This is a genomic window from Herbaspirillum sp. (genome assembly GCF_017744395.1).
Classification (GTDB): Bacteria; Pseudomonadota; Gammaproteobacteria; order Burkholderiales; family Burkholderiaceae_D; genus Herbaspirillum.
This window is the reverse complement of record NZ_JAGIBI010000007.1, coordinates 120,394-138,979: the sequence shown is the minus strand read 5'-3', so window position 1 is coordinate 138,979 and position 18,586 is coordinate 120,394. Positions and strand designations below refer to the sequence as shown.

20 protein-coding genes are annotated in these 18,586 nt (G+C 64.2%); 5 read left to right on the top strand and 15 right to left on the bottom strand.

What is annotated here, in order from left to right; translation table 11 throughout:
- Nucleotides 1–156: a hypothetical protein gene (locus tag J7548_RS17635; RefSeq protein WP_290977053.1), complete on the bottom strand. Its 156-nt coding sequence runs from the start codon at nt 154–156 to the stop codon at nt 1–3.
- Between the two features lie 115 nt (nt 157–271).
- The gene (locus J7548_RS17630; RefSeq protein WP_290977051.1) at nt 272–1,417 is read right to left on the bottom strand and encodes an MFS transporter; all 1,146 of its coding nucleotides are present in this window, start codon (nt 1,415–1,417) and stop codon (nt 272–274) included.
- A gap of 76 nt (nt 1,418–1,493) precedes the next feature.
- Here J7548_RS17630 and J7548_RS17625 point away from each other — a divergent pair, with 76 nt between their 5' ends.
- Complete coding sequence (locus J7548_RS17625; protein WP_290977048.1) at nt 1,494–2,378, top strand: LysR substrate-binding domain-containing protein; 885 nt, start codon at nt 1,494–1,496, stop codon at nt 2,376–2,378.
- Here J7548_RS17625 and J7548_RS17620 read toward each other — a convergent pair.
- The 7 genes from J7548_RS17620 to lptF form a co-directional block, all read right to left on the bottom strand.
- Nucleotides 2,353–3,228, bottom strand: coding sequence for an ABC transporter permease subunit (locus J7548_RS17620; protein ID WP_290977045.1), 876 nt, complete (start codon nt 3,226–3,228; stop codon nt 2,353–2,355). The genes J7548_RS17625 and J7548_RS17620 overlap by 26 nt on opposite strands.
- Nucleotides 3,225–3,995, bottom strand: coding sequence for an ABC transporter ATP-binding protein (locus J7548_RS17615; RefSeq protein WP_290977373.1), 771 nt, complete (start codon nt 3,993–3,995; stop codon nt 3,225–3,227). Before J7548_RS17615 ends, J7548_RS17620 begins: the two co-directional genes overlap by 4 nt.
- 44 nt (nt 3,996–4,039) lie before the next feature.
- Entirely contained in the window at nt 4,040–5,035 is a 996-nt protein-coding gene (gene tauA, locus J7548_RS17610; protein WP_290977042.1) for a taurine ABC transporter substrate-binding protein, read from the bottom strand.
- Nucleotides 5,036–5,479: 444 nt separating this feature from the next.
- Complete coding sequence (locus J7548_RS17605) at nt 5,480–5,683, bottom strand: hypothetical protein (RefSeq protein ID WP_290977040.1); 204 nt, start codon at nt 5,681–5,683, stop codon at nt 5,480–5,482.
- Between the two features lie 178 nt (nt 5,684–5,861).
- Nucleotides 5,862–6,245 carry a CbiX/SirB N-terminal domain-containing protein gene (locus J7548_RS17600; RefSeq protein ID WP_290977038.1) on the bottom strand — a complete coding sequence of 128 codons (384 nt, stop codon included), beginning with the start codon at nt 6,243–6,245 and terminating at the stop codon, nt 5,862–5,864.
- 5 nt (nt 6,246–6,250) lie between these two features.
- Entirely contained in the window at nt 6,251–7,384 is a 1,134-nt protein-coding gene (gene lptG / locus J7548_RS17595; RefSeq protein WP_290977035.1) for an LPS export ABC transporter permease LptG, read from the bottom strand.
- A gap of 1 nt (nt 7,385) precedes the next feature.
- Nucleotides 7,386–8,516, bottom strand: coding sequence for an LPS export ABC transporter permease LptF (gene lptF / locus J7548_RS17590; RefSeq protein ID WP_290977032.1), 1,131 nt, complete (start codon nt 8,514–8,516; stop codon nt 7,386–7,388).
- A gap of 161 nt (nt 8,517–8,677) precedes the next feature.
- Here lptF and J7548_RS17585 point away from each other — a divergent pair, with 161 nt between their 5' ends.
- The 4 genes from J7548_RS17585 (at nt 8,678) to xth (ending at nt 12,958) form a co-directional block, all read left to right on the top strand.
- A complete protein-coding gene (locus J7548_RS17585) occupies nt 8,678–10,201 on the top strand; it encodes a leucyl aminopeptidase (RefSeq protein WP_290977030.1) in 1,524 nt (507 codons plus the stop codon).
- A gap of 61 nt (nt 10,202–10,262) precedes the next feature.
- Nucleotides 10,263–11,015, top strand: a complete 753-nt coding sequence (locus J7548_RS17580) for a MipA/OmpV family protein (protein WP_290977027.1) — start codon at nt 10,263–10,265, stop codon at nt 11,013–11,015.
- 461 nt (nt 11,016–11,476) lie between these two features.
- The gene (locus J7548_RS17575) at nt 11,477–12,040 is read left to right on the top strand and encodes an FxDxF family PEP-CTERM protein (protein ID WP_290977025.1); all 564 of its coding nucleotides are present in this window, start codon (nt 11,477–11,479) and stop codon (nt 12,038–12,040) included.
- 150 nt (nt 12,041–12,190) lie between these two features.
- Nucleotides 12,191–12,958, top strand: a complete 768-nt coding sequence (gene xth, locus J7548_RS17570; RefSeq protein ID WP_290977022.1) for an exodeoxyribonuclease III — start codon at nt 12,191–12,193, stop codon at nt 12,956–12,958.
- Nucleotides 12,959–12,968: 10 nt separating this feature from the next.
- Here xth and J7548_RS17565 read toward each other — a convergent pair whose 3' ends face one another.
- The 6 genes from J7548_RS17565 to prpB form a co-directional block, all read right to left on the bottom strand.
- Nucleotides 12,969–13,238, bottom strand: coding sequence for a hypothetical protein (locus J7548_RS17565; RefSeq protein WP_290977019.1), 270 nt, complete (start codon nt 13,236–13,238; stop codon nt 12,969–12,971).
- A complete protein-coding gene (locus tag J7548_RS17560; RefSeq protein ID WP_290977016.1) occupies nt 13,235–13,741 on the bottom strand; it encodes an arsinothricin resistance N-acetyltransferase ArsN1 family B in 507 nt (168 codons plus the stop codon). The genes J7548_RS17565 and J7548_RS17560 overlap by 4 nt, the downstream gene beginning before the upstream one ends.
- Nucleotides 13,742–13,838: 97 nt before the next feature.
- Entirely contained in the window at nt 13,839–15,725 is a 1,887-nt protein-coding gene (locus J7548_RS17555) for a propionate--CoA ligase (protein ID WP_290977013.1), read from the bottom strand.
- Between the two features lie 176 nt (nt 15,726–15,901).
- Complete coding sequence (locus tag J7548_RS17550) at nt 15,902–16,330, bottom strand: hypothetical protein (RefSeq protein WP_290977010.1); 429 nt, start codon at nt 16,328–16,330, stop codon at nt 15,902–15,904.
- A 167-nt stretch (nt 16,331–16,497) separates the two neighbouring features.
- Complete coding sequence (prpC, locus tag J7548_RS17545; RefSeq protein ID WP_290977008.1) at nt 16,498–17,652, bottom strand: 2-methylcitrate synthase; 1,155 nt, start codon at nt 17,650–17,652, stop codon at nt 16,498–16,500.
- Between the two features lie 33 nt (nt 17,653–17,685).
- On the bottom strand, nt 17,686–18,576 hold the full coding sequence (gene prpB / locus J7548_RS17540) for a methylisocitrate lyase (RefSeq protein ID WP_290977005.1): 891 nt from the start codon (nt 18,574–18,576) through the stop codon (nt 17,686–17,688).
- Nucleotides 18,577–18,586: the final 10 nt, after the last annotated feature.

The window sequence follows — 18,586 nt, the reverse complement described above, 5'->3', positions numbered from 1 at the left end:
TCAGCCGGCCAGCGGGAAGCAGCGCTGCAGGAAGAACAGGCCGCCCAGCAGCGCCAGTCCGATGAAGAAGATCGCGCCGATCAGTTTCTTCTCGGTCGGCTGCAGCGGTTCGATGGCGATGGGGCCGAGTTCCTGGTGCAGGTAGTGTTCGGTCATGCGGGCTCCGGGTGTCATGGCTATAAGCGCCATCCTAGCCAAGCCCGCCTCCCGCTGGAACGAAGCAATCCGCACATGCATATCCGCCGTGCGTATAACACCCGACAACGCCCGGCTATTCGGCAGTAGCCGCCACCTTCGGCTGCGCCGGTTCGCGGCCGCAAGCCAATGCCGCCAGCGCCAGCGCGGATGCCGCCAGGCTGTAAATCCACAACGACGACATCACCGGCAGCAGCAGCCCGGCCATGATCGGCCCCAGCCCGGCGCCGATGTCGCGCCAGATGGCCCGCCCCGCCAAGGCATGCACCCGTTCGGCCGGCGGCGTGCGCGCGGCGACGATGGGCGGCAGCAGCGGCAGCTGCAAGGCGCGCAGCACCACGATGAAACCGGCGAACAGCCACAGCACGCCGCCGCCGAAACCAACCAGCGCCGCGCAGGTCGCCAGCGACAGCACCACCAGCACCCGCACCGCGCCGAAACGCTCGGCCAGCCAGCCGCCCAGCGGGCTCAGCACGATCTCGCCGAAATAGCGCAAGGCCATCAGCACGCCCGCGATCAGCTCGGCATGTTCGGAAAACGACTGCTTGCTCATGTACGACAGACCGACGATGAACAAGCCGTCCAGCGTCAAGCCTTCCAGGAACGACCACCAGTCCAGCGCATTGGGCAGCTTCCAGCTGCGCGCCGGCGGTTCCGGATAAGCGTGGGCCGGCAGGCGGCGCGCGGCCAGCAAGCCGAGCGTGGCGGTCAGCGCCACCAGCGCGAACACCATGCGCGGTCCGTAGTGGCTGGCCAGCAGCGCCGCCAGCGGCAGCCACAGCATCGGGCCGACGGCGATCACGCCGCGCGAGCGGCCGGAACGGCGCGCGGCGCCGATCGGATAGGCGGTCGACATGGCCTGGGTCGACAGGTTCAGACCGGCGAAGGCCATGCCCCACAGCAGGCGCAACGGCAGCAAGGCCCAGAAGCCGCTGGCGACGGTGTAGCTCAGCGCGCACACCACGGCGGCGCAGACCGCCAGCGTGCAGGTCGGCCGGTCGCCGCGCCGGGCATAGAAGCGCGCCACCCAGCGGTAGCCCGCGATGCGCACCAGGCGATTGGCCGCCAGCAGCAGCCCGACCTCGGCCAGCGTCACATGGAACTGCTCGGCATACATCGGCAGCAGCAGGTAGAGCACGATATCGCAGGGCAAGGCGGCCGACAGCGATAGCGCGGCATGGCGCGAATCGATGTCGGCCTGGCGGAGTTCGGGAGGAGTCATGGCCATCATCATGCGGTGCGCAATGGCGGCCTGACAAACGATATTAATTCCAACCATGCGTGATAAAATCTGACGCATGGCCGACCTCACCCTCCCGCTCAACGCCATCCGCGCCTTCCTCGCGGCCGCGCGCCACCAGAGCTTCACGCTGGCCGCGCTGGAACTCAACGTCACCCACGGCGCCGTCAGCCGCCAGATCAAGAACCTCGAAGACTACCTCGGCATGCCGCTGTTCGAACGCCGCATCCGCCAGGTGACGCTGACCGAGCGCGGCCGCCAGTTCTTCGAAGAAGCCAGCCCGGCGCTGGAGATGCTGGCCGCCGCCGCGCGCCGCGTGATGAAGGATGCGCCGATGCGCTCGGTGAGCATCAACGTGCGCCCCTCGTTCGCGGTGCGCTGGCTGATCCCGCATCTCTCCGAGTTCGTCGAACGCTATCCCGGCATCGAGCCGCAGGTCATCACCAGCGTCGCCACCGTCGACCGCTCTGCTTCGCCGTTCGACATCGCCATCCGGCGCGGCGAAACCAACTGGCCGGAAACGCTGAAGGTGCAGCGCTTCCTTGAAGACGAACTGCTGCTGGTGGCCTCGCCGGCGCTGCTGAAGAACACGCCGCTGCCCGACGCGCGCGCCATCGCCGGCCACACGCTGCTGCTCTCGCGCAGCAGGAGCCGCGACTGGGATGAATGGAAAAAGCACGCCGGCCTGAAGCGCTCGCGCACCCAGGCCATGCTGCATTTCGACCACCTGCACTTCGTGCTGCAGGCGGCGGTGGATGGTTTGGGGCTGGCGCTGTCGCCGGTCTCGCTGGCCGACAACGACCTGCGCTCGGGGCGGCTGGTCTGCCCGCTGCCGGCGCTGCGCATGCCGCTGGCCCCCTACTACCTCGGCATCAACCCGCAGGCCGGCGCCGAGGCGCAATTATTCGCCAAATGGCTCAGCGGTGCGACCGCCACGGCGTGAGCGCATCCGACAAGCGCCGCATCGCCAGGTCGAACAGGTAGGCGATCAAGCCGATCAGTACGATCCCCATCACCACCACATCGGTGCGCAGGAAATTCGACGCATTGAGCACCAGCTGTCCCAGCCCCGCCGTGGCCGCCACCATCTCCGCCGCCACCAGCGTGGTCCAGCCGAAACCGATGGCGATGCGCAAGCCGGTCAGGATATCCGGCAATGCCGCCGGCAGGATCACATGGCGCAGCAGTTGCCAGCGGCTGGCGCCCATCGACAGCGCCGCATGCAATTGCTCGCCCTGCACCCCGGCCACGCCGGCGCGCGTGGATACCGCGATGGGCGCGAAGCAAGCCAGGTAGATCAGCAGCAGCTTGGCCGTCTCGTCGATGCCGAACCAGATCACGATCAGCGGCAGGTAAGCCAGCGGCGGCAGCGGCCGGTAGAACTCCAGCAAGGGATCGACGATGCCGCGCGCCACCCGGCTGCTGCCCATCAGCAGCCCCACCGGCACCGCCGTAACGGCCGCCAGCAGGAAGGCTCCGAACACCCGCCACAAGCTCCAGGCGATGTGCTGCAGCAGCGGCAAACCGCCCTGCACGTTGCCCTCCCAGGCCTGCACCGCCGCCAGCCACACCGCCGACGGCGGCGGCAGGAACAGCGGCGCGATCAGGCCGGCCGCCGTCACGCCCCACCAGCCCAGCAGCAATGCGATCACGGTGACTACGGTGATCGCGGTGGTCGGCCCACTGCCGGGACGCGGATAGGTGCGCGCCGGCGGTAATACCGCAGGTATGGCTTGCGGGCGATCGCCTTCGACGGCGATGCCCTGATGAATGACAGTATCGGCATTGCTCATGGTTTTCCTCCGTGAACCAGTTGCAGCAAGCGCTCGCGCCAAGCGATGAACTCCGGCGACGACTTGGCCGCGCGGGCGTCGCCGCTCTCGACATAGCGCCGCAGGAACGGCAATTCGAAATCATGCTCGATGCGGCCCGGCCGCGGCGACATCACGATCACGCGGCTGCCGAGGAACAGCGCCTCCTCGACGCTGTGGGTAATGAAGAAAACCGTCTTGCCGGTACGCGCCCACACCTGCGCCAGCAACTCCTGCACCGACTCGCGGGTGAGCGCATCGAGCGCCCCCATCGGCTCGTCCATCAGCAGCACGCGCGGATCGTTGGCCAATGCGCGGGCGATCCCCACGCGCTGCTGCATGCCGCCCGACAGCTGGTAGACCGGCGACGCCGCATGGCGCTCCAAGCCGACCAGTTGCAGCTTCTCATGCGCCACCGCCAACCGCTCGGCGCGCCCCATACCGCGAAAGCGCAGCCCCAGGGCGACGTTGTCCGCCACGTTCAGCCACGGCATCAGCGCATGCTTCTGGAACACCACGCCCAGCGCCGGTCCGGGTCCGGTGACCGGCTCCCCATCCAGCAGCACCTCGCCCTGCGAAGGCCCGATGAAACCGGCCAGGCAATTGAGCAAGGTGGTCTTGCCACACCCGGACGGCCCCAGCGCCACCACGAACTCGCCCGGCGCGATGGACAAGTCGACCCCGGCCAGTGCCAGCGGATCGTCCGGCCGCGCAGATGCAAAACGCACCGACAAGCGGTGCGCTTCGATCCGTCCGCCGGCGGGTTGGCCGGCGTTCAAGGGAGCGGAATGGCTCACTGCGCCGCCTTGCGCACCCAGGCGGCATTCACGCCGGCCGCGTAATCCGGCAGCACGTTCTGGATCGTGCCCTGGCTCTTCAGGAACGCCGCGGTCGCCGCCAGCGACTTGGCCGCACCGCCGCCCAGCCACTCGGCCGATGCCTGCTGCTGCAAGGTCGGGAATTCATACAGCGCCAGGCTGGCCGGCACCTCCGCCGCCTCCGCGCCGGACCACTTGGCCACCGCCTTCACCTGCGCCGAATCAGCGCTCCAGGCGGCCTTGTTCTTGCGGTAGTTGTCGTCGGTCTCGGCCAGCACCTTGACCAGGTCGGTCAGGAAGGCGTCGTTGTCCTTGGCGAATGCCTTGGAGACGACGATGCCGTCGAAGGTGGCCTTGCCGGTTTCACGGGCGATCTTGCCGGAGGTGGTCAGCACGGCGCCGTTCTTCTTGGCCTTGGCCAGCACCGGGTCCCAGATGAAGGTGGCATCGATGTCGCCGCGTTCCCATGCCGCTGCGATCTCGGGCGGACGCAGGTTGACGATCTTCACGCCGCGCGGATCGACCTTGGCGTTTTCCAGCGCCAGCAAGGTGTGGAAGTGCGAGGTCGAGACGAACGGCACGGCCAGGCGCTTGCCCTTGAGGTCGGCCAGCGCGTTGACGCCGCTGCCGTTGCGGGCAACCAACGCTTCGGCGTCGTTGATGTTGTCGAGGATCCAGAACAGCTGGATATCCAGGCCTTGCGACAGGCCGGAAGCGATCGGGGCCGAACCTGCCTCGCCGATCTGTACCGAACCGGAGGCCAATGCGCGGATAACGTCGGCGCCGCTGGCCAGTTTGCGGAAGGTGATCTTGTAGCCGGTTTTCTTTTCCAGGGCCTGGGCGTCTTGGGCGTAGCGCCATGGCACCACCATGTCCTGGTAGGCGATGACTACCTCTTTCGATTGGGCCAGTGCGTTGGTTGCTGCCAGCAGGGTGGCCGAGATTGCCAAGGTCTTCAGGAATTTCTTCATTTTTTGTTTTGGTGGATTTTGGGGAGTCTCAGTATAGGAAGGGCTGTTTTTCTGAGACACGAATATTTCCGTGGATGCTTATTCGGTTTTTTGTTTTGTTGTTTTGGGTAGTCTGGTCTTGCTGCGTGCAGATGTACTGGCTTTAGTCTTTTCTTTCTTCGGTCGAAGCGGAGCGCCGGGGGCGGCCCGGCAGCCGCTCACTTTCTTTGGCCCGCCAAAGAAAGTAAGCAAAGAAAACGGCCCCTAAGTGCCAGCCCCTTCGGGGTTCCCGTTGGAGCGCCATGAAAAATGGGCTCGGCAGAGTCGCTTCGCTCCGACTGCCGCGCTGATCCATTTTTCATGGCGCTCCAACGGCTGGCCCACAAGGGGAAATGCTTAACTGCCTCGCCTGCGGCATCGGGATGGGGATCGTGGTTTGCTATCTTCTGGGGACTTGCTGGCGTCTTAACGACACTGGATCCTGACCTTCGTCAGGATGACGGCGACAGCAAAATAGCGAGCCACCGCATCGATGCCGCAGGCGAGCAGTAAGCACCGCAAGGCCGAAGGCGAGCCGGACACGTAGTCCGCTTCTGACCAGCCGCTGGAATGGGGAGAAAAATGGATCAGAAAGGACGCCGGAGCGAAGCGACTTGCGGCCTTTCCCATTTTTCTCCCCATTCCAGCGGGAACCCCGAAGGGGCTGGTTAGTAGCGGTCGCCTTCTTTTGCTTACTTTTCTTGGCGAGACAAGAAAAGTGAGCGGCTGCCGGGCCGCCCCCGGCGCTCACCTCCGACCGGAGAAAGAAAAACCTAAAGCCAGTACATCTGCACGCAGCAAGAGCAGACTACGCAGCAGCAGCCTTAACACAATAAGCAGAAATAGCCTGCAACACAGCATCATCCTCACCAGCAGCCGGCACATCATCAATCCGCACTTGCGGATAAACCTGCCGCAGTTGCGCCAGCAATTGCGGCAAGTCGCGCCGCACATGCCCGCCCTGCCCAAGAAAGACCGGCACGACGGTAATTCGCTGCGCACCGCCAGCCACGGCTTGCGCGGCGGCAGCAGGCAAATCGGGCTGCATCAGTTCCAGAAAAGCCAGTTGCACATCCACGTCAGGCATGGCGGCCTGCACCAACGCGCGCAGACGTTCGAACGGCGCCGCCCAGGCCGCATCACGCGCACCGTGGGCGAACAAAATCAGGCTTTGGGAAACAGGAGCAGGCATGATTGTCAGGTACGTTCAACCCACCACAACGCGCCGATGGCCAGCACCATGAACAGCAAGCTGGGCAGCGCCGCCGTCACGAAGGCCGGCCAGGTATTGAGCAAGCCGAGGTGCGAGAACAGGCTGTTGATCAACTGGAAGCATACGCCGATCATGATGCCGGTGAAGATCTTCAGGCTCACGCCGCCGGCGCGGAAATGCAGGTAGGCGAACGGCAGCGCCAGCGCCATCATCACGAAGATCGACAGCGGATAGACGATCTTCTTCCAGAACGCGATTTCGTAGCGGTCGGTGCGCTGGTTGTTGGCTTCCAGGTGCTTGGTATAGGCGCGCAGGTCGTAGGCCGACATGCGGTCCGGATCGGCGAACAGCACCGACAGGATTTCCGGCGTCACTTCCGACACCAAGCGCATGCTGTCCAGCTTGACGGTCTTGATCGGATCGGTGATCTTGCGGTCCTTGCTGCCGCCGGAGAAGTCCGATTGCTGCACATTCGACAGCTTCCAGACATGGTCGCCTTCGTAATCCCCGCTCTTGGCGGTGACCATGCGCGCCATGTGGAAGTCCTTGTCCAGCTCGTACAGCTTGACGCCTTCGATACGGCCATCCGGGGAAATCGACTGGATGTTGATGAAGCGGCTGCCGGTGACATTGCCGTCCAGGCCGTTGTCCCTGATCACGTCCTTGGCCCACATACCGGAACGGAACTGCGACGACAGCGATGCGCCCTGGGCCTGCAGCTTGAGCTTCTCGGCCCATTCGGTGGCCTTGGGGGCGACGATCTCGCCGAACACGATCGTCAGCACCGCGAAGCCGACGCCGATGCGCGCCAGCACGCGCGCGGCCATGCCGGTGGACATGCTGGACACGCGCATGATGGTGAACTCGGAGCGCGCCGCCAATTGCGACAGCGTATAGATGGTGCCGATCAGCACCGCCGTGGGCATCAGTTCATACACGTTGCCCGGCAACCCCATCAGGACATAAAGCACCGCCTGCTGCAACTGGTAGCCGTTGCGGCCGACCTGATCCAGCTGCCCCATCATCTCGAAGAAGGCGAACAGCGCCAGGAAGGCGGCCAGTGCGAACAGTACCGAACGGGTGATCTCGGTCGTGAAATAACGTTGGATGACTCTCATCTCAGGCCTCGCGCTTGAAGATCAGGGCGCGGCGCACGGCCGACCAGATGACCGCCGGATGATAGCGGCTGTTGATATTGAGCCGCAGCGCGAACATGCCCACGATCAGCAACGCCACCACCGCATGCACCGGCCACCAGCCCAGCATGAAGGACATGCGTTCCTGCGCCACCGATGCCTGGAACACGCTGACCGTGTTGCTGTAGATCACGAACAGCAGCAACGCCACCAGCAGGCCCAGCGAACGGCCCGCGCGCGGGTTCACGAAGGACAAGGGAATGGCCAGCAGCATCAGGGAAATCCCCATCAGCGGCAACGCGATGCGCCACAGCAATTCGCCGCGGGCAAAGCCATCCCTCTTCGCCAGCAGCTCGTTCATCTGCAGCGCCCGCGCCGACCGGTCGCCGGCGGCTGACTGCGACTGGGCGCCGATCAGGAGGCCGTAGCGTTCGAAATCGACGATCTGGAAATCCGGCAGGCCCGGCGCGCCGTCATAGCGGCGGCCCTGGTTCATGACCACGAACTTTTCGCCGTCCTTGTCGATCACGGTCTCGCCTTCCCTGGCCACCACCACGCTGTTCTTGCCGTCGGCGCCGATGGTATTGACGAATACGTTGCGCACCTTCGACGCATCTCCGGAAATGCCTTCGACGAAGAAGATGCGGTTGGCGCTGGCCGATTCCTGGAACTTGCCCGGGGAGACGCGCGCGATATCCTCGCGCTTTTCAAAACGCTCCCGGTATTGGCTGCTCTGCTGGTTGGCCCAGGGCGTGACGACGAAGGAAAGCAGCGCCACCAGGGCCACGATGGGCCAGCCGAACAGCAGCACCGGCTTGATCCAGCGCGTCAGGGACAACCCCGCGGAAAACCAGACCACGATCTCGGAATCCTGGTAGCTGCGGGTCATCACCAGCAGCACCGAAATGAAGCCGGTCAAAATCAGGATCACCGGCATGTAATTGAGCGACTGGAAACCGATCAGGGCGATCACGTCCTGCGACGCGACCTCGCCGCCGGCGGCCTGGCCGAGAATCTTGATCAGCATCACGGTCAGCGTGATGGTGAAGAGCGTGGTGAAGACGGCACCTGCGGTGCTGGTCAATTCGCGTCGAAGTGCGCGCTGGAAAATCATTCGAAACCGGGAATGTGTGTAATTGGCGGAGGCAAATCCGGAAAGGCCCTGTTTGCCCCGGCAAGCCAGACATCGACGAAGCATCTTCCGACGCGCATGGCGGCGAAATGGGCTCTATAATCGCCGGGTAAACCTAACAAAGGCCAAACAAAGGACGAACGATGGACTTTAGCACAAAATCATTGGACGCAAAAAACGCTGTAACCGCCGTCAAGACTGGCGCACTGGTGGTCGGCATCCATGAAAACCGCAAGCTGACCAAGGCTGCCGCCGCGCTGGACAAGCTGGGGGCGATCAGCGCCGCGCTGAAGTCCGGCGACATCTCCGGCAAGCCCGGCTCGACCCTGCTCCTGCGCGGCGTGACCGGCATCGCCGCCGAACGCATCGTGCTGCTGGGCCTGGGCGCCGAAGACGACATCTCCGACAAGAACTTCGCCGCCGCCGCGCAAGCGCTGGTGCGCACGCTGGCCACGCTGGGCTGCGACGACGCGGCGCTGGCGCTGCCGTTTTCCGGCATCAAGGGGCGCGACCTGGCCTGGGCCATCCGCAACGTGGTGCTGGCCGGCCGCGACTTCACCTACCGTTCCGACGCCCTGAAAAGCAAGAAGGACCCCGCCCCCACCGGCGTGAAGAAAGTTACCTTCCTGACATCGGCGGACAACGCCGCGGCCGCCAAGACCGCCCTGGCCGAAGCCGTGGCGCTGGCCAACGGCATGGCGCTGACCAAGGAACTGGGCAACCTGCCCGGCAACGTCTGCACCCCGACCTACCTGGCCAACACCGCCAAGAAGCTGGCCAAGGACTACAAGCTGGGCGTGGAAGTGCTGGACCGCAAGCAGCTCGAGGCGCTCAAGATGGGCAGCTTCCTGTCGGTCACCAACGGCAGCGAGCAGCCGCCCAAGTTCATCGTCCTGAAGCACATGGGCGGCAAGGCCAAGGATGCGCCGATCGTGCTGGTCGGCAAGGGCATCACCTTCGACACCGGCGGCATTTCCTTGAAGCCGGGCCTGAACATGGATGAGATGAAGTACGACATGTGCGGCGCCGCCTCGGTGCTGGGCACCTTCCGCGCGATCGCCGAACTGGGCCTGAAGCTGAACGTGATCGGCGTTATCCCGACCTGCGAGAACATGCCTTCCGGCCGCGCCACCAAGCCGGGCGACATCGTCACCTCGATGTCCGGCCAGACCATCGAAGTGCTCAACACCGACGCCGAAGGCCGCCTGATCCTGTGCGACGCGCTGACCTATGTCGAGCGCTTCAAGCCGGCCGCCGTGATCGACATCGCCACCCTGACCGGCGCCTGCATCGTGGCCCTGGGCCACCACAACTCGGGCCTGTTCACGCGCGAAGACGAAGCCCATGACCGCCTGGCCGACGAACTGCTGGCAGCCGGCCGCGCCACCGGCGACACCGCATGGCGCATGCCGGTGCAGGACGTCTACCAGGAACAGTTGAAATCCAACTTCGCCGACATCGCCAACATCGGCGGCCAGCCGGCCGGCAGCGTCACCGCCGCCTGCTTCCTGGAGCGCTTCACCCGCAAGTACACCTGGGCCCACCTGGACATCGCCGGCACCGCCTGGAAGAGCGGCGCCGCCAAGGGCGCCAGCGGCCGCCCGGTACCGCTGCTGACCACCTACCTGCTGAATCAGGCGCGCGCCGCCAAGCCGGCCCGCGCTTGACGAACGATGGCGCGGCGCCCCTAGCGCGCCGCGTCGTCCCGCCCCCCGAATCGGAACCATCATGAAAACATCCATCGCGATCTCACTGGCCTTGCTGTGCGCCGCCCCTGCCATGGCGCAGCAGGCGTCGCCCGACAACGCGGCGCTGCCGGATCGCATCGTCGGCGACCTCGGCGCCGGCGTCTACCACCTCGAACCCAATGTGCTGGGCAAGCGCGACCGCAACACCGTGCTGCCTTACGCCTACTTCGATTACGGGCGCTTCTTCGCCCGCCTCGATACGTTCGGCGTCAAGACCGCCAGGATCGGCGCCGGCTACCTGGAACTGGCGGCCCGCGTGAACTTCGACGGCTTCGATGCCGAGCGCGGATTGCGTCGTCGCTCCAACCCCATCCCGCTGGGCATCGGCACTTTCCAGGAAACCCCTTACGGCGCGTTTTTCCTGAATGCCTTTTATGACTTCAACCAATCGCACGGCACCCTGGCCGAAGCGATTTACGCGGCCCAGATCGATGCCGGGCCGGTCAGCATCTATCCGCAGATCGGCGTGGAGCGCCGCAGCGCCGGCTACAACGATTATTTCCTCGGCGTGAGCGCTGCCGAGTCGGCCGCCAGCGGCTACCGCGAATACCATGCCGGCGCTTCCACCAACGCCATCTTCGGCCTGAGCGCGGACATCCCGGTGAACGCCGACTGGCGGGTCAACCTCACCTGGCGCCGCAAGTGGCTGGGCAGCGGCGCATCCGACAGCCCCCTCATCAACCACAAGATCGAGGACATGGGCCTGGTCTCGTTGAACTACCACTTCAAATAATCGGACAGCACTGCCGGCGGCGGTTTTGCCGTCGGCAAAAAGCGACGCTCCGGCCGCCGAAAATTTCCCTCCGGAATAATCCCGTCCGGTTTTGTAAGACAAGCCGGAAACGGCCCCCTCCCCCACTCCTACGACGCAACGAAAATCCCCTGCGGCCGGCAAGTTTTTGTTGTGGTTTCGCCATCCAGACGCTACGCTTTTGGCGTCTGCTCTTCAAACAAAGTCCCTCCGGGACAAATACAAACCGAGGCGGCAAGCGCTCCGGCATAACAATTCAAGCACCGGATTTTCCTTCAGGGTCTGTTTGCATTTGATCTGAACGGCAAATGCCGGATGTGGTTTATCCGAACGAAAATTCCTTCGCGATGATGAGGCATACGTACGCCATCTTCGTTCGGACCAAATGCAAACAGGCCCTGGATATGCATTCTTCGGAATGAATTCAAAGAAAGAGGTATCGCATGAACAAACTCGCAAGCAGCCTGATACTGGCCACATCCCTGGCCGCAAGCGCATCCCTGGCCAACGCGGCACAGATCGAGAAGCAAAATCATATCAACCTCAACGGCGGCACGTCCGATCTTGGCGCCAGCTTTAGCGCCAAGGACAGCGGCAAGACCTTCCTTGAAAACTTCACATTCAAGTACAGCGGTCTTTTCGCCTTGTCGGCGGCCACGATCTCCACGGCACTGGGCAGCGACTCCGCGCTTGACCTGAGCAACTTCACGCTCAGCGGCAACGGCCACAGCTACACCGGCACCAAGAGCACGGTCGGCAATACGCAGTACTACACGCTCGACCTCTCCAACCTGACGGCCGGCAAATATACGCTGGCCGTGGCCGGCACCGTCCTCGGCTCGCGCGGCGGCAGCTTCGGCGGCAACATCAGCGTCTCGGCAGTACCGGAAGCCTCCACGCTGGCCATGATGCTGGGCGGCCTGGCAGTGGTCGGCTTCGGAGCATGGCGCCGCCGCAAGTCGGATAAGGCATCGCCGTCCAACGGATCGGGGTTGATGCCTGCATAAAGAGCGGCAAAAGCAGCACCGCAAGCGCAAAGCTGCGTTACAGGCCTTGCGCTTGCTGATGTATTACGATCAGGCGGCAATGAATACGGTAAGATGACGGCCTTCGTCCGCAAGGGCGAAACTGCCCGTTCATCCTCTGCCATCGACACAATGAAAATCGCCACCTGGAACGTCAACTCCCTGAAGGTCCGCCTGCAGCAAGTGCTCAAATGGCTGGAAGACAATCCGGTCGACGTGCTGTGCCTGCAGGAAACCAAACTCACCGACGACAAGTTCCCCGTGGCCGAGATCGCCGCGGCCGGCTACATGGTGGAGTTCAGCGGGCAGAAGACCTACAACGGCGTGGCCATCCTTTCGCGCCATCCGATGAGCGAGGTCGTCAAGAACAACCCGCTGTTCCCGGACGAGCAGCAACGCATCATCGCCGCCACCATCGATGGCGTGCGCTACGTGTGCGCCTATATCCCCAACGGGCAGGCGCTGGATTCGGAAAAGTATCCGTACAAGCTGAACTGGCTGGCGGCGCTGCACGAATGGCTGCTGCAGGAACAGGCCAGGTATCCGCGCCTGGCGCTGCTGGGCGACTACAACATCGCGCCGGAAGACCGCGACGTGCATGACCCGGCTGCCTGGAAAGACCAGGTGCTGGTGTCGGAACCGGAGCGCGAGGCCTTCCGCAAGCTGCAGGCGATGGGACTGACGGACTCGTTCCGCCTGTTCGAACAACCGGAAAAGATCTATAGCTGGTGGGATTACCGCCAGATGGGCTTCCGCCTCAACCGCGGCCTGCGCATCGACCACATCCTGCTCTCTCAGGAATTGAAAGAGCGTTGCACCGCCTGTGTGGTCGACAAGGTGCCGCGCAAATGGGAACAGCCGTCCGACCATGCGCCGGTGATCGCGACGCTGGAAGACTAAGCCCCTGTTTTCAGGAAGCGTCTTCTTTCTTGTTGCGCATGTTCTTCTCGAACTGCGCATCCAGCTTGCTCACCCGCTTGGGCGTCTGCGGCCCGTAGGCGTTGACGAAGGCGACGAAGTCGTCCAGTTCCAGCGCCTCGCTCAATTTCTCCATCGGCTGGCCGGCCACGCGCTGGATCAGCTGGAAACGCTCATCCGACGTGCGCAGCATCGAATACTGCCTGGTGGCCGCACGCTTGTTGAGGCGCTCGATGGCGCTGGCGGCGCGAGTCGATCTCATATGCTCGCCTCCTCCAGGTTCAGTTGCCAGTAGCCGACATCCAGCCAGCGGTCGAACTTGCGGCCGACCTGGCTGAAATGCGCGCATTTCACGAAACCCATGCGCTCATGCAAGGCCACGCTGGCCTCGTTGGGCTGGGCAATGCCGCCGATCACCAGGTGCACGCCCTGCGCTTTCAACATTTCGAACAGGCGCGCATACAGGCGCTTGCCGGCGCCGCGCCCGGCCGCATCCCGATGCAGGTAGACCGAGGCTTCGACGGAATGGCGATATGCCGCGCGCGGCTTCCACTTGCTGGCGTAGGCGTAGCCCAGCACGACGCCATCCTCTTCAAACACCAGCCAGGGGAACTGCGCCTGCACTTCGGCCATGCGCGCCTGCATGGTCTCCACGCCGACCGCTTCGGTCTCGAAGCTGATGGTGGTGTTTTCGACGTAGTGGTTGTAGATGCCGCAGATGGCTGCGGCATCGGAAGCAAGGGCGTGGCGGATGGGATCGGACATGGCAATCGGGGACGTGGCCGGTAAGCGGCAAAGCGTACAGTTTAACCAAAAGCCGCCTGCCGCGCCCGCCGCACCAGCCGCGCGCCAGCGTGGCGCATTAACCGCGCCACGCCGCCTGCACCTGCTCCAGCGCCGCCGGATCCTCGATGGTGGGCAGGTCGCCCGGGTCGCGTCCTTCGCAGATGGCCTGGATCGCCCGGCGCAGCAGCTTGCCCGAACGCGTCTTGGGCAGCAGCCCGACGAACAGCACGCGCGAAGGCCGGCCGACGGCGCCGATCTGCTTGTCCACCACGCCCATGATCTCGGCCTCCAGCGCCTGCTTCTGCTGCGGCGTGGCGGCGGCATCGGGATTCTTCAGGATGACGAAGGCATAGGCCGCCTGCCCCTTGAGCTTGTCTTCCACGCCGACCACCGCCACCTCTGACACGTTCGGATGGCTGGAAATGCTTTCCTCGATCTCGCGCGTGCCCAGCCGGTGGCCGGCGACGTTGATGACGTCGTCAGTGCGCCCGAGGATGAAGTAGTAGCCGTCCGCATCGCGGATGCCCCAGTCGAACGTGGAGTAGGTCTCGTGCGCGAAGTTGCGCCAGTAGGTGTTGACGAAACGCTGGTCGTCGCCGTACACGGTCTGCATGCAGCCCGGCGGCAAGGGACCGTCGATCACCACCACGCCCTTCTCGTTGGCGCCGCATGCCTGGCCGGTGGCCTCGTTGATGATGGACATCTTGTAGCCGGGCATCGGCACGCCCGGGCTGCCCAGGCGCGTAGGCTTGTCGTCCACGCCGCGGGCGATCGAGATGATGGGCCAGCCGCTCTCGGTCTGCCAGTAGTTGTCGATCACCGGCACGCCCAGTTCGCCGCTGATCCAGCTCGAGGTGGTTTCATCCAGCGGCTCGCCGGCCAGGTACAACGCCTTGAGCGAGGAAGTGTCGTACTTCTTCATGCATTCCGGCGGCTGCTTCTTCAGCACGCGAATGGCGGTCGGCGCCGAGAACATGCGCGTGACCTTGTACTTCTCGACGATGCTCCACCAGATGCCGGCATCGGGCCGGATCGGCAAGCCTTCGTAAAGCACGGTCGCCATGCCGTGGATCAGAGGGCCGTAGACGATGTAGGAATGCCCCACCACCCAGCCGATGTCGGAAGTGCAGAAATAGGTTTCCCCGGGCCGGCCGCAGAAGATGTGCTGCATGGAGGAGGCCAGCGCCACCGCGTAGCCGCCGACGTCGCGCTGCACGCCCTTGGGCTTGCCGGTGGTGCCGGAGGTGTAGAGGATGTAGCTGGTCTCGTTCGATTCCAGCCAGGTCACCGGCACCTGCGTTTCCCGGTACTTCTCGCGCAGCGGCTCGTAGTCGACGTCGCGCTCCAGCGTGCGCGGCATTTCCGCCAGGCCGCGGTCGACCAGCAGCACGCGCGCCGGCCGGTGCGAAGCCAGCCGGATCGCCTTATCGAGCAAGCCCTTGTATGGGATCACCTTGCCGCCGCGCGAACCGGCGTCGGCCGACACCACCAGGCGCGGCTTGGCGTCGTCAATGCGCGAAGCCAGGCTGTTGGAAGCGAAGCCGCCAAACACCACCGAATGCACGGCGCCGATGCGCGCGCACGCCAGCATGGCGAACACCGCTTCGGCGATCATCGGCATGTAGATCAGCACCCGGTCGCCGCGCGCCACGCCCAGCGACTGCATGGCCGCGGCCATGGCCATCACCTCCTGCTGCAGTTCGGCGTAGGTATAGGTGCGCTCGCTGCCGGTCTCGGTGGAAACGGCGATCAGGGCCGGCTGCTGCGCGCGCTGCGGCAGATGGCGGTCGACCGCGTTATGGCAGAGGTTGGTGCGGCCGCCGATGAACCAGCGCGCAAACGGTGGCTGCGAGTAATCCAGCGTCCGGGAAAACGGCTGGTCCCAGTGGATACGCTCGGCTTCCTTGGCCCAGAAGGCTTCCGGCTGCTCGATGGACTGCTTGTAGAATTCCTCGTATTGCATGACGTCTCCTCATGTCTTTCGAATTGGAATCTGGAACATGAATTGCCCTGCCCGCCGGCATTCATTGTTTGTTATTTGCGGGAGATATGGAGAAGCCGGGCAGCGAGCGCCGCCCTGAGAGGAGAAGCGCGCATCCGCCAGGCCGGACCCAACGCATGCGCGAACAGGCGGCGGACCTACCTGGTCGTGCAACCGTTGGCGAGCTGCTGTCCGATCTTCGAATTGAGCAGCATCGACTTGGCCGGGATCTGGATCCACACCAGCCCTTCCCCCTTGTTCTCCAGCCGTACCGCACCGGTCGTCGTGCCGACCGGAGTCATCGTATACGAATTGCCCTTCCACACCAGCGTCGCGCCGTCGGTGGCGCGGCCGTCCATGCGCAACTCCACCTTGTTGCCCAGCTCGCAATTGAAGTTGCCGGTCACCAGTTGCGTGGCCCAGGCCGGACGGCCGGCGGCCGGCGCATTGGATATCTGGGACAGCGCCGGCTTGGTGTCGCTCACCGGTACGGGTGTCGAAGAACAGGCGGCAAGCGCAGCCGTGGCGGCGCATGCGGAACAGAACTTGAAGGCGGAGGAAAAGCGCGAAGCGTTGAATGCGGTCATCGGGATATCCAAAAGATGATTGAATCCGGATCAAGGAGGGCAAAACTGATCCGACCGCATCTTAGCAATTTATTGCAATTCGCTCGTACTTCTCCGATCTCTTGTTACAAATCTCCGCATCTCCACAGCAGCCGGCAGCGTACGGATGAGCTGCCGGCGGCGCCTCCTTACTTGCGCTTGGCGATCGGCACGAACTTCAGGTCTTCCGGGCCGACATAGTTGGCCGACGGGCGGATGATCTTGTTGTCCACGCGCTGCTCGATGATGTGCGCGGCCCAGCCCGAGGTGCGGGCGATCACGAACAGCGGCGTGAACATCGCGGTCGGCACGCCCATCATGTGGTAGGACACGGCCGAGAACCAGTCCAGGTTGGGGAACATCTTCTTGATGTCCCACATCACCGTTTCCAGGCGTTCGGCGATGTCGAACATCTTGGTCGAGCCGGCGTCCTTGGACAGCTTGCGCGCCACTTCCTTGATCACCTTGTTGCGCGGGTCTGCGATGGTGTAGACCGGGTGGCCGAAACCGATCACCACTTCCTTGTTCTCGACGCGGCGGCGGATGTCGGCCTCGGCTTCGTCCGGGTTGTCGTAGCGCTTCTGGATCTCGAACGCCACCTCGTTGGCGCCGCCGTGCTTGGGGCCGCGCAGCGCGCCGATGGCGCCGGTGATGGCCGAGTACATGTCGGAACCGGTGCCGGCGATCACGCGGCCGGTGAAGGTGGAGGCGTTGAATTCATGCTCCGCGTACAGGATCAGCGAAGTGTGCATCGCCTTTTCCCACTGCTCGGACGGCTTTTCGCCATGCAGCAGGTGCAGGAAATGGGCGCCGATGGAGTCGTCGTCGGTCTCGACTTCGATGCGGTTGCCGTTGTGGCTGTAGTGGTACCAGTACAGCAGCATCGAACCCAGCGACGCCATCAGGCGGTCGGCGATGTCGCGCGCGCCGGGCATGTTGTGGTCGTCCTTCTCCGGCAGCACACAGCCCAGCGCGGAGACGCCGGTGCGCATCACATCCATCGGGTGCGAGGCCGCCGGCAGCCATTCCAGCGCCGCCTTCACATTGGCCGGCAGGCCGCGCAGCGCCTTGAGCTTGGCCTTGTAGGCGCGCAGTTCGGCCGCGGTCGGCAGCTTGCCGTGCACCAGCAGGTGGGCGATCTCTTCGAATTCGCAGCTATCGGCCACATCCAGGATGTCGTAGCCGCGGTAGTGCAGGTCGTTGCCGGTCTTGCCGACGGTGCACAGCGCGGTGTTGCCGGCGGCCACGCCGGACAGCGCCACGGATTTCTTGGGCTTGAAGCCTGCTGCCTGTTGTTCGCTCATCGTGTTCTCCTCAAGGTGTCGGTAGTTTTGGTCTTACTTATTTTTCTGCTGCGCAAACAAGGCATCCAGCTTGTTCTCGTAGGCGTGGTAGTCGATGCGGTCGTAGAGCTCCATGCGCGTCTGCATGGTGTCGACCACGTTCTTTTGCGTGCCGTCGCGGCGGACCGCGTTGTAGACGTTCTCGGCCGCCTTGTTCATGGCGCGGAACGCCGACAGCGGGTACAGCACGATGCCCACATCCGCGCTCTTCAATTCGTCCACCGTGAACAGCGGGGTCGAACCGAACTCGGTGATGTTGGCCAGGATCGGCACCTTCACCGCGTTGGCGAACTGCTTGTACATCTGCAGGTCGGTGATGGCTTCCGGGAAGATCATGTCGGCGCCGGCTTCGACGCAGGCCACCGCGCGCTCGATGGCGGCATCCAGGCCTTCAACAGCCAGCGCATCGGTGCGCGCCATGATCACGAAATTGTCGTCGGTACGGGCATCCACCGCGGCCTTGATGCGGTCGACCATCTCCTGCTTGCTAACGATTTCCTTGCCCGGGCGGTGGCCGCAGCGCTTGGCGCCGACCTGGTCTTCGATGTGCACGGCGGCAGCGCCGAACTTGATCATCGACTTCACGGTGCGCGCCACGTTGAAGGCCGAGGCGCCGAAGCCGGTGTCGATATCCACCAGCAACGGCAGGTCGCAGACGTCGGTGATGCGGCGCACGTCGGTCAGCACGTCGTCAAGGTTGGAGATGCCCAGGTCGGGCAAGCCCAGCGAGCCGGCCGCGACGCCGCCGCCGGACAGATAGATCGCACGAAAGCCGGCGCGCTTGGCCAGCAGTGCGTGGTTGGCGTTGATCGCGCCGATGACCTGCAACGGGGATTCTTCCTGGACTGCCTTGCGGAATGCCGCGCCTGCGGAATGGATAGCCATGTGACACCTT

Excerpts from the sequence above, each read along its gene's own strand:
- J7548_RS17600 (WP_290977038.1), bottom strand. The coding sequence starts at position 6,245 with ATGCCTGCTCCTGTTTCCCAAAGCCTGATTTTGTTCGCCCACGGTGCG.
- prpC (WP_290977008.1), bottom strand. The coding sequence starts at position 17,652 with ATGAGCGAACAACAGGCAGCAGGCTTCAAGCCCAAGAAATCCGTGGCG.
- lptG (WP_290977035.1), bottom strand. The coding sequence starts at position 7,384 with ATGAGAGTCATCCAACGTTATTTCACGACCGAGATCACCCGTTCGGTA.
- J7548_RS17560 (WP_290977016.1), bottom strand. The coding sequence starts at position 13,741 with ATGTCCGATCCCATCCGCCACGCCCTTGCTTCCGATGCCGCAGCCATC.
- lptF (WP_290977032.1), bottom strand. The coding sequence starts at position 8,516 with ATGATTTTCCAGCGCGCACTTCGACGCGAATTGACCAGCACCGCAGGT.
- J7548_RS17635 (WP_290977053.1), bottom strand. The coding sequence starts at position 156 with ATGACCGAACACTACCTGCACCAGGAACTCGGCCCCATCGCCATCGAA.
- J7548_RS17575 (WP_290977025.1), top strand. The coding sequence starts at position 11,477 with ATGAACAAACTCGCAAGCAGCCTGATACTGGCCACATCCCTGGCCGCA.
- J7548_RS17565 (WP_290977019.1), bottom strand. The coding sequence starts at position 13,238 with ATGAGATCGACTCGCGCCGCCAGCGCCATCGAGCGCCTCAACAAGCGT.
- J7548_RS17585 (WP_290977030.1), top strand. The coding sequence starts at position 8,678 with ATGGACTTTAGCACAAAATCATTGGACGCAAAAAACGCTGTAACCGCC.
- prpB (WP_290977005.1), bottom strand. The coding sequence starts at position 18,576 with ATGGCTATCCATTCCGCAGGCGCGGCATTCCGCAAGGCAGTCCAGGAA.
- J7548_RS17605 (WP_290977040.1), bottom strand. The coding sequence starts at position 5,683 with ATGGGAAAGGCCGCAAGTCGCTTCGCTCCGGCGTCCTTTCTGATCCAT.
- J7548_RS17550 (WP_290977010.1), bottom strand. The coding sequence starts at position 16,330 with ATGACCGCATTCAACGCTTCGCGCTTTTCCTCCGCCTTCAAGTTCTGT.
- tauA (WP_290977042.1), bottom strand. The coding sequence starts at position 5,035 with ATGAAGAAATTCCTGAAGACCTTGGCAATCTCGGCCACCCTGCTGGCA.
- J7548_RS17580 (WP_290977027.1), top strand. The coding sequence starts at position 10,263 with ATGAAAACATCCATCGCGATCTCACTGGCCTTGCTGTGCGCCGCCCCT.
- xth (WP_290977022.1), top strand. The coding sequence starts at position 12,191 with ATGAAAATCGCCACCTGGAACGTCAACTCCCTGAAGGTCCGCCTGCAG.
- J7548_RS17630 (WP_290977051.1), bottom strand. The coding sequence starts at position 1,417 with ATGACTCCTCCCGAACTCCGCCAGGCCGACATCGATTCGCGCCATGCC.
- J7548_RS17625 (WP_290977048.1), top strand. The coding sequence starts at position 1,494 with ATGGCCGACCTCACCCTCCCGCTCAACGCCATCCGCGCCTTCCTCGCG.
- J7548_RS17620 (WP_290977045.1), bottom strand. The coding sequence starts at position 3,228 with ATGAGCAATGCCGATACTGTCATTCATCAGGGCATCGCCGTCGAAGGC.
- J7548_RS17555 (WP_290977013.1), bottom strand. The coding sequence starts at position 15,725 with ATGCAATACGAGGAATTCTACAAGCAGTCCATCGAGCAGCCGGAAGCC.